9 protein-coding genes and 1 pseudogene are annotated in these 8,249 nt (G+C 68.5%); 6 read left to right on the top strand and 4 right to left on the bottom strand.

All coding sequences use genetic code 11. The features are described 5' to 3' along the window. Window positions 1-75 precede the first annotated feature (75 nt). The 6 genes and pseudogenes from AC2VOR_RS16125 to AC2VOR_RS16100 form a co-directional block, all read left to right on the top strand. Window positions 76-558, top strand: a pseudogene (locus AC2VOR_RS16125) (trypsin-like peptidase domain-containing protein); the annotation flags it as partial. Between the two features lie 135 nt (window positions 559-693). After that, the gene (locus AC2VOR_RS16120) at window positions 694-1,845 is read left to right on the top strand and encodes a hypothetical protein (protein ID WP_486964110.1); all 1,152 of its coding nucleotides are present in this window, start codon (window positions 694-696) and stop codon (window positions 1,843-1,845) included. A gap of 967 nt (window positions 1,846-2,812) precedes the next feature. Then, window positions 2,813-3,316 carry an SEC-C metal-binding domain-containing protein gene (locus AC2VOR_RS16115; RefSeq protein WP_369741531.1) on the top strand — a complete coding sequence of 168 codons (504 nt, stop codon included), beginning with the start codon at window positions 2,813-2,815 and terminating at the stop codon, window positions 3,314-3,316. Further along, window positions 3,313-4,419 (top strand): plasmid pRiA4b ORF-3 family protein, encoded by a 1,107-nt coding sequence (locus AC2VOR_RS16110; protein ID WP_369738173.1) that lies wholly within the window; start codon window positions 3,313-3,315, stop codon window positions 4,417-4,419. The genes AC2VOR_RS16115 and AC2VOR_RS16110 overlap by 4 nt, the downstream gene beginning before the upstream one ends. A gap of 120 nt (window positions 4,420-4,539) precedes the next feature. Next, a complete protein-coding gene (locus AC2VOR_RS16105) occupies window positions 4,540-5,121 on the top strand; it encodes a hypothetical protein (RefSeq protein WP_369738172.1) in 582 nt (193 codons plus the stop codon). A gap of 76 nt (window positions 5,122-5,197) precedes the next feature. After that, window positions 5,198-6,568 (top strand): flavin monoamine oxidase family protein, encoded by a 1,371-nt coding sequence (locus tag AC2VOR_RS16100; RefSeq protein ID WP_369738171.1) that lies wholly within the window; start codon window positions 5,198-5,200, stop codon window positions 6,566-6,568. A gap of 73 nt (window positions 6,569-6,641) precedes the next feature. Here AC2VOR_RS16100 and AC2VOR_RS16095 read toward each other — a convergent pair whose 3' ends face one another. The 4 genes from AC2VOR_RS16095 to AC2VOR_RS16080 all read right to left on the bottom strand — a co-directional run bounded on the left by AC2VOR_RS16095 (window position 6,642) and on the right by AC2VOR_RS16080 (window position 8,027). After that, complete coding sequence (locus AC2VOR_RS16095) at window positions 6,642-7,040, bottom strand: type II toxin-antitoxin system VapC family toxin (RefSeq protein ID WP_369738170.1); 399 nt, start codon at window positions 7,038-7,040, stop codon at window positions 6,642-6,644. Further along, window positions 7,037-7,321, bottom strand: coding sequence for a type II toxin-antitoxin system VapB family antitoxin (locus tag AC2VOR_RS16090; protein ID WP_369738169.1), 285 nt, complete (start codon window positions 7,319-7,321; stop codon window positions 7,037-7,039). The genes AC2VOR_RS16095 and AC2VOR_RS16090 overlap by 4 nt, the downstream gene beginning before the upstream one ends. A gap of 80 nt (window positions 7,322-7,401) precedes the next feature. Beyond that, window positions 7,402-7,803, bottom strand: coding sequence for a TA system VapC family ribonuclease toxin (locus AC2VOR_RS16085; RefSeq protein ID WP_369738168.1), 402 nt, complete (start codon window positions 7,801-7,803; stop codon window positions 7,402-7,404). Then, window positions 7,800-8,027, bottom strand: a complete 228-nt coding sequence (locus AC2VOR_RS16080; RefSeq protein WP_369741530.1) for an antitoxin — start codon at window positions 8,025-8,027, stop codon at window positions 7,800-7,802. Before AC2VOR_RS16080 ends, AC2VOR_RS16085 begins: the two co-directional genes overlap by 4 nt. Window positions 8,028-8,249: the final 222 nt, after the last annotated feature.

Here is an 8,249-nt window from a genome sequence, read left to right as displayed (position 1 = left end):
TGGCACCGCCAGCAAAGGCACACTCAACCCATACAGGATCCCGACGATGTTGTCTGATCAAACGCGAATGTCTATCGCAAAGTCAGAAACACCTCAACCAACCGCCACGTCGTCGCCGACACCCACGACATCAGTGTCGAAACCGCGGACAACCACACCCTCGCCGTTGACGGGGTTCGCGTCAGTTCCAGCATTGACGCCGCCGTGCTGCAGGTGCGACCCACTCACGTTGCCCCGCTCCGACTTGGTTCAGATCCGGCCCCGGGCGACGATGCGTGGGTTGTCGGGTTCCCGCGAGGCGGCCGGGTACGGGTGACCAGTGGGAGGGTCGTCGATGAGGTCGACGGAAGCAAGTACGAGGTGCCGGGGCGCGTCATACGCACCCGGGCGGAAGCTGATCCGGGTAATTCGGGCGGACCGCTGCTGGATCAGCATGCCGAAGTCGACGGCCTTGTCTTTGCGGTCGAGTACTCGAGCGGGTGGACGTTGGCCATACCCGTGTCCGAGCTGACCCGAGCGCTACCGACGATGCGCACCGCGCCTACGACCCGGTGTTGAACCGAGGTAGTTAGGCGAACATATTGGGGCCGAAAGGCCCTGCCGGCGTCAAGTGCTGGGGACGACGCTCATAACAGCAGCCACGACGGCCGGGATGGCTGGGACCAACCACACAGCGCAAGAAGGCCGGGCGCGATGCGAATTGACCCGGAAAACCGAGAAAACACGGCGATCGACTACCCAAGTACTGGGGTTGAATCGCCTGCCATACCAATGCTCTCGTGCCCGAACGGGCACCTCAACCCATGGCACTACCAGTTCTGCGGAGAGTGCGGTGCCCGGATCGGCACAATTTCGGCTGCCGGTGTCACGCTGGAGGCGCCAACCACGTCGGCGTCCCGACGGTTTCGCCCTTCAGCCGTCGGGTGGCTGATCATTGGCGCTGTCTTCGTTGTGATCGCCGCTGTGACCACGGCAGTCACATACTTCGTTACCCGCGACCAAAGCACCGTGCCAACGACTCCGGCCACCAAACCGCCCTCGGTCGCTGCGCCACCCGTTACGCAGGCCCCGTGCACCTCGCCGCCCATCCTGCACGCCGAGTCCGTCGACATCATCCGGGCGGGGCTCGCGATCACCACCACGATCGCATCATCGTGTGGTACCGAGGATGTCATCTCGAACTCCGCAATGGAGGTCAACGTGGTTGACGGCGTGCACGACGTCGCCGCCGGTACCTTCGACATGTCCGCGCACTCAGTGCCCATACCAGCAGGCCAGACAGTTACGCGAACCTTGATCTTTCCGGCCGGAATGTATTGGGTGACGCCACGTTCGTTGTCCAAAGCGCTCGCGATGAACGCTCGCTACAAAGGGGCCGCGACGCAGGGGTCCGGGTCCGACGCACCCGGCGAGACCGGCTTGACCGCCAGCAAGCCAGCATCGCCGCAATTCGGAAGTCCCGAATCGGCTGCCCTCTTCGGCCTGCACGCGCTGGCTGACGCCGATCGACCCGTTGTGGGTACTCTTCAGCACTGGTGGTTACCGCAACTGAGCTCCAAGCGTCCGGGTCTGGTCACTGAAGGCATCACATGGAGCCACGCGGATATCCTGCGTGACCACCTTGTCTTACGTCAGCGATTCTCTGCGGCGCGGCTGGTCTGGTCAGGTGACTGGACAACGTTCAGCTCTCCGGACTGGTGGGTCACGATTGTCGCAGTGCCCATGCCCACCCCCGAACAAGCCAACGGGTGGTGCGATGCACAGGGGCTCGATGGGGACCACTGCTTCGCGAAGATGATCAGCAGCGTGCTCGGGCCCGAAGGGACGACTGTCTACCGAAGGTGACGGTTAGTCGCCCATAGCTCCTATCCGGTGATGACCCCTACCAAGCTAATTCAAAGCTGGGCCGAAGAGCGCGCCTGCTGGCGGCCTGCGCGCTTCAGAGCGCAACGGGCGGGGCTCGTCAACGAATCCCAGCCGCCGGACCGTCGAATACAACATCATGGCCCGCCCGGACCGCGAAAACTTCCTCACCGCCGACAGGACATCGACGCGTTGTCGCTGCGAGGCGGGCAGAAACACCCACCCCCAACTTGCAGTGACGGCTGTGGCGGGTGAGGTTTACCTCGTCATCCGGGAAACAATCGGCCCCGAGCTGCGCGGCGCCGGATTCCGTGTGCGGCAACACTAGCGAAGCGCCAAGGGGCTCAGCGCAATCCGGCCATTGTGCGCCCCACGCTGGTGCCTGCCGGAGCAATGCGAGAGGATGCAAGCCATGGCCAGTTTGGTGGATCGGCTGGAACGTGAGTTGGACGCGGCGGCCAGCGCTCAACCGAGGGATTCGGCCCGGTATGCCGCAGTGCTGAAACGCGCGGTAAAGCCGTGCCGCGAGGATCCGAGGGTCGCCGACGCCCTGGACCTGCCCGACCTGTATTACCAGCTGGCGATGGAATACGAGACACAGGGGCGGGGCGAGGACGCGCTGGTCGCCGCGGACGCGGCCGTCGGCGCGGGCGTCAGGTCGAGCCCGGACCCGCGGTGTCTGCGCGCGGAGATCCTGATGCGCGCGGGCCGGGTCGCCGAGGCCGAACCGATCTGGTCCGCGGTGCTCGCGGACACGCCCGACGACGTGTGGCTCTACAACAACGCCGGGCTCGAATACGCCCATGCCGGCGACCACGAGGCGGCGCTGGCCTGGCTGACCCAGGGCCTGCAACTGGCGCTGCGCACCGACGATCCCGAGCGGCTGGTCGACCAGCTCAGCGATCTACGGCAACAAAGCCTGGACAACCTCGGCCGGCCCGCCGACGCGCTGCAGGAGCGAGCAGCCGAGTTTCTCCGCGCGACGCAGCCCGCGCCCTCTGTCCCGGAGGAGCCGACGCCGGAGCACCCATCCGATCCGGGATATACGGTGGCGTTGGCGTGGCTGCCCGCCGGCGACTACGAAAAGGCGCTGCAGTTGTGGCCGGAACTGGCCACCGGCGCTCCGGTGGCCGGCCCGGATGGCCCGCGGCCGCACGCGCTGTACTGCCGGGCGATGCAGCAACGGCTCGTCGAGCTCGCGCAGTCGGGCATGGGCGCGTTGACGGTCGCGCCGGTGCGGGTGGCGCCGTTCACCGCGTGGTGCGCCGAACACGGAGAGCAACCCGGTGCGGAAGCCCGGGCCACCTATGCCGCACACCTGGCGGCGGCCGGCGATCCGGGTGTGGTCGCGTGGCCGCCGGGCCGCAACGAGCCGTGCTGGTGCGGGTCGGGGCGCAAGTACAAGAAGTGTTGCGCCGCACTCTCGCTCGTCGACGCGGAACCACAGCGGTGAAGACCGCCCGCCTTCGGGTGGTGCTGTGCAATGTCGAGCCGGCGGTGACCCGGGTGATCGACGTGCCCGCCTCGGCGACACTGCCCGAGCTGCACGAGGTGCTGCAGGCCGCGATCGGGTGGACCGACTCGCACCTGCACCAGTTCGTCGGGCCGGACGCGACCTACGGGATGGACATTCCCGGCGCGGACGTCTGGCCGGACGACGAACGTGACGAGGCCGGCGCACGCCTGGCCGACCTCGGCGCCCGGTTCGAATACCTCTACGACTTCGGCGACGGCTGGACCCACGACGTCGAGGTGCTCGGCCGCGGCGGCCCGGCACCGGGCTGCGTCGACGGGCACGGCGCCTGCCCGCCCGAAGACTGCGGCGGCCCGGGCGGTTACGCCGAACTGCTCGACGTCCTCGCCGACCCGGCCCACCCCGAGCACGAGCACATGCGCGGCTGGGTCGGCAACCGGCTGCGTCCCTTCGACCGGGCGGCCACCGACCTGCGGGTGCGCCAAGCGGTCGGTGAGGTGCCCGAAAGTGTGCGACTACTGCTTGATCTCGTTGCCGACGGGGTTCGGCTCACCCCGGGCGGGCGGCTGCCGAGGACGATCGTGCGCAGCATGCAAGAGCACCGGCCGCGCTGGTACCCGCTGGGTCGGCCCGCCGCCATCGAGGACGACCTGCCACCGCTGGCAGCGCTGCACGGGCTCCTGCGCCGAGTGGGGCTGCTGCGGCTGCGCCACGGCGTGCTCGCCCCCACCCGCGCGGCCGGCGACGATCTCGACGTGGTCCGCCGGCTCCGGTCGAATTTCAGCCCCAACACCTTTGGCACCGAGATCACCGAACTGACGATCGGCGCACTGGCCGCGCACGGGCCCCTCGGCCACCGACAGCTCGCCGCGCGGGTCTATGAGCTGCTCGGGCGAGGCTGGCAACGCGCCGGGCAACCCATCAGCGAGGTCGATGTGCAGGTCGCGATCGCCCAGGAGTCCCTGATCATGAGCGGGCTCGACCTGATCGACGACACCGACGGGCGCGCGTGGACCGTCGGAGCTTCGGCACGATCCCTGCTCCCCCGCGCCGCCATGCTCGCCGAAATCTGGCCCGCATAAGCATGATTGCGTGCCCGGCGAACTTTCTGGTCCGGTGCAACGCGCCGGCAACCGGACCATCGGCATCGCCAGGGACAACTGATCATCCCCACGAAACCCTCGTCGGTTAGCGTCGCGGAAATGTACGTGACCGACCTGCAGCACTTCCTCGACATGCCCCCCGACGCGCCGGGGCCGGCCCGCCGACTGGCCGAGCACCTGAGTGCCATCGTGCGAGCGGCGACGGCGGGTGACGCCCGGATCGCCTGGGAGAGCGCGCTGCCGTGTCGGCGTCGACCTGCCAACCGCCGCTGTCCCGGTCGGCTCATCGTGCACCGGGGCGAGCCGGGCTCACCGATCGACTGGCGCTGCAGCGCCTGCGGCGACGACGGCGTGATCAGCAGCTGGGAGGAATCCCACTTCGATCTGCGCCGCCGACGACCGGCCCTCGTCGGCACCCTGCACCAGATCGTCGTCCCCCACGAAGTGGCCGCCGCGCTGCGCGAATTGTGTCTCCTGGAAACCGAACTCGAACGGCTGGTGTTCGGGATACGCGTCCACGGCGGCGACGCGATCCTCACCGTCACCGACGAACAACTCGACGACCTGATCGACGCCATGGCCGCCGAAGCCAACCACGAAACCAACCGCCGCCGACGACAACGCCTCGACGCCGCCTATGACGCGCTCGACGCCGCGGCCGGATCTGCAGATCGCCGATGATGCCAATCCAGGCGTTCCCCGCCGACCCGAACACGGGCAAGCTGGACACCACCACCGGTAAACAAGGAAGCCCGCGATGACTACAGACGCTGATGTGATCGTCGTCGGCGCGGGCATGGCCGGCCTGTCCGCCGCGGACCGGCTGATCGCCGCCGGCAACTCGGTGCTGGTTCTGGAGGGCCGCGACAGGGTCGGTGGCCGCGTCCTCAACGAGGCGCTGGACCCGGCCGACCCGACGCAGGTGGTCGAGGTGGGCGGGCAGTGGCTGGGCCCGACCCAGCATCGCGCCCGCGCCCTGGCGCAGCGGCTGGGCCTGGCGCTGCACCCGACCTACGACCAGGGCCAGCGTCTTCTCGAGCGCCGCGGCGGCCGACTGACCCGCTACCGCGGCGACATCCCCGTGATCAACCCGCTCGTGCTGGCGGACTTCGGGCAGGCGCAAGTGCGTCTGGACCGCATGGCCAAGGGCGTCGCACTGGATGCGCCCTGGACCGATCCCCGCGCCGAGCACCGCGACGCGATGACGTTCGCAACCTGGTTGTCCCGCAACGTCTTAACCCGCGACGCGCGCCGCCTGTTGCGCTCGGCCCTCAAGGTCGTCTGGGCGTGCGAGCCGCACGACGTGTCGCTGCTGCACGTGCTGTTCTACATCCATTCCGCCGGCGGCCTCGACGACCTGATCGGCACCAGCGGCGGCGCCCAGCAGGACCGCGTCGTCGGCGGCACCTACCTGCTCGCCGAGCGGCTGGCCCGCGAACTCGGTGAGCGCGTGCTGCTCGGGCGCCCGGTGCGCCGCATCCTCCATGACGACGAGGGCGTCACCGTCGTCGCCGACGGTGGCGACGATCTGCGCGCACGCCGGGTGATCGTGGCCGTGCCTCCCACCCTGGCCGGCCGCATCGACTACGCGCCGGCGCTGCCCGCCGCCCGCGACCAGCTCACCCAGCGCATGCCCATGGGCTCGGTCATCAAATGCATGACCGTCTACGACGAACCCTTCTGGCGCCGCGACGGTCTCAGCGGTCAGGCGATCAGCACCGAGGGCCCCGTCAGCGCCGTCTTCGACAACAGCCCACCCAGCGGGTCACCCGGTGTGCTGCTCGGGTTCCTCGACGGCCGCGAGGCGCGCCGGCTCTCCCCCGCTTCCCCCGAGGAGCGCCGCGACGTCGTGGTCGGCGCCTTCACCCGGCTGTTCGGCCCGCGGGCCGCGCGACCGCTGCGCTACCTCGACAAGGACTGGTCGACCGAACCGTTCACCCGCGGCTGCTACGCCGCGGTGATGCCGCCCGGCGCCTGGACGGGGTTCGGCCCGGCGTTGCGCGCCCCGGTGGGGCGCATCCACTGGGCGGGCACCGAGACCGCCACGATCTGGAACGGCTACATCGACGGCGCGATCCGCTCCGGAGAGGACGCCGCGGCCGAAGTGCTACGTGCCGAGGCGAATTGACGGCCAACGTTCTTGGCGCAGCATGCGCTACGCCGCCTGGGCCAGCGGAACTGCTGCACACCGCCGGCAGTCGTTATCGCCGATAGGCGGCCGTGACGTCGGTGTGGACGAAATCGTCACCCACATACAGCAAGGGTTCGCCGGTCACCTCAGCGAGCGCATAGGAGTAGCAGTCGCCCAGGTTCAGTGCCGCCGGGTGGCCGCTGCCTCGCCCGAAATCGCGATAGGCCCTGCTTGCGATCTCGGCCTGCTCGGCATCGAACGGCACCAGGTCGATCTCCCACACCGCGAATAAGCGCTCCACCCTCCGTTGATCCTCGGGACGCAGCCGACGGGTCAAGACGGCGTTGACTTCTACCAAGGTCGCCGCCGACATCTTGGGTGCCGTTGCGTCCAAGAGCATCTCGGCAAGCTGCTCGCCGTCTGTTTCGCCGAGCACGACCGCAACGACCGCCGACGTGTCGACGATCACGAAGGCAGGCCGGCGCCGTCGTAAAGCTGCCCCTCCGCCTCCCTGAGCCGCACGCGCTCCGCATCGGTGAGCGAGCCGTGCAACTCGTCGAGCAGTCGGCGCGCCTTCGCCCGCCGCGCATCGCCGCGTCGATGGGTGCCGAGGGCGTCGTGATCGCGGTCCAACTCGGCCAGCTTCGAGCGCACGGCCTCGGTGATCGCGCCCGTCTGGGTCAGACCGGTCCTCGTGGCGAGCTCGCGCACCAACGCGACGGTGTGCTCGTTCTTGACATTCAGCCCCATGGTAGAAGGGTACCTGCCGGGGGGAGAATTTCTATACCACGCGCTCTGATGGAGCCGGCGGCGCCGACCGATTTTGGACATCAGGCTTCCAGCTGGATCAGCACCGCGACATCGTTGTGCAGGTGCGCCAAGCCACTGTCGAGGGTCGCCAGCCGCCCGTTGCGGCTTCGCGCGAGCTGAGCGAGGTAGGCATCCGTCACCTGCCGGTGGCCGACCACACCACCGACCTCGACGTCGGCGAAAGACACACTGTCGGGCCAGAACTCGTGACGTTTCGATGCTGTGACCGCACTGACGACATCCCGCGCCGCTGCCGCGGATTGCCCGGCCCGCACCAGGAATCTGACAAGGCTGCCCTGGGTGATCGGGCAGGTGGCGAATCCCGCGTCGGATTCCGCCAGCCAGTCCGCGGCGGCGTCATGGTGCACATGCTCCGCGACGACCAGCGCGATGAGCACATTCGCGTCGAGCAGCACCGTCACCCCTCGTCCTCCAACGAGCGCACGTCCTCGGAGGTCACGACGGTCCCCACGCTCACCACCGGCAATCCGGTCCTGGGGTCTGTGGAGATCGCGGCCGTGTCACCGGAGGCGAGGCCGCGCCGAACGAGGTCGGCGACGGTCTGACTCAACGTACGTCGAGTGTCCCGCGCAATCGCCAACGCCTGTCTGTGCAGGTCGTCGGGCAGATCGATGGTGGTGCGCACGCCCCACCCTAGCATCACTGCATCATGATGCACCGATGCGTCGCGGCCAGATTTCACGCCGATTTGGTACCGGCGCTCCGCAGTAGGTCGCACGCGTCGACGAAGCGGTCCCACTCGACCTCGGGTTTGTTACAAGTCGGGAATCTACCCCCTTGACTCAGGATCACCTGTCAGTCGGCTGGCCAAGGACATCGACACGCCGGGCTTGACCGTGAACCATTG

Source organism: Mycobacterium sp. TH-M103 (assembly GCF_057473785.1).
Note: the sequence above shows the minus strand (reverse complement) of the source record. Positions and strands in the feature narration are given on the sequence as shown.

What these genes read in the sequence shown, in the direction of transcription:
- AC2VOR_RS16105 (WP_369738172.1), top strand. Translation starts at nt 4,540, where the DNA reads ATGTACGTGACCGACCTGCAGCACTTCCTCGACATGCCCCCCGACGCG.
- AC2VOR_RS16100 (WP_369738171.1), top strand. Translation starts at nt 5,198, where the DNA reads ATGACTACAGACGCTGATGTGATCGTCGTCGGCGCGGGCATGGCCGGC.
- AC2VOR_RS16120 (WP_486964110.1), top strand. Translation starts at nt 694, where the DNA reads ATGCGAATTGACCCGGAAAACCGAGAAAACACGGCGATCGACTACCCA.
- AC2VOR_RS16090 (WP_369738169.1), bottom strand. Translation starts at nt 7,321, where the DNA reads ATGGGGCTGAATGTCAAGAACGAGCACACCGTCGCGTTGGTGCGCGAG.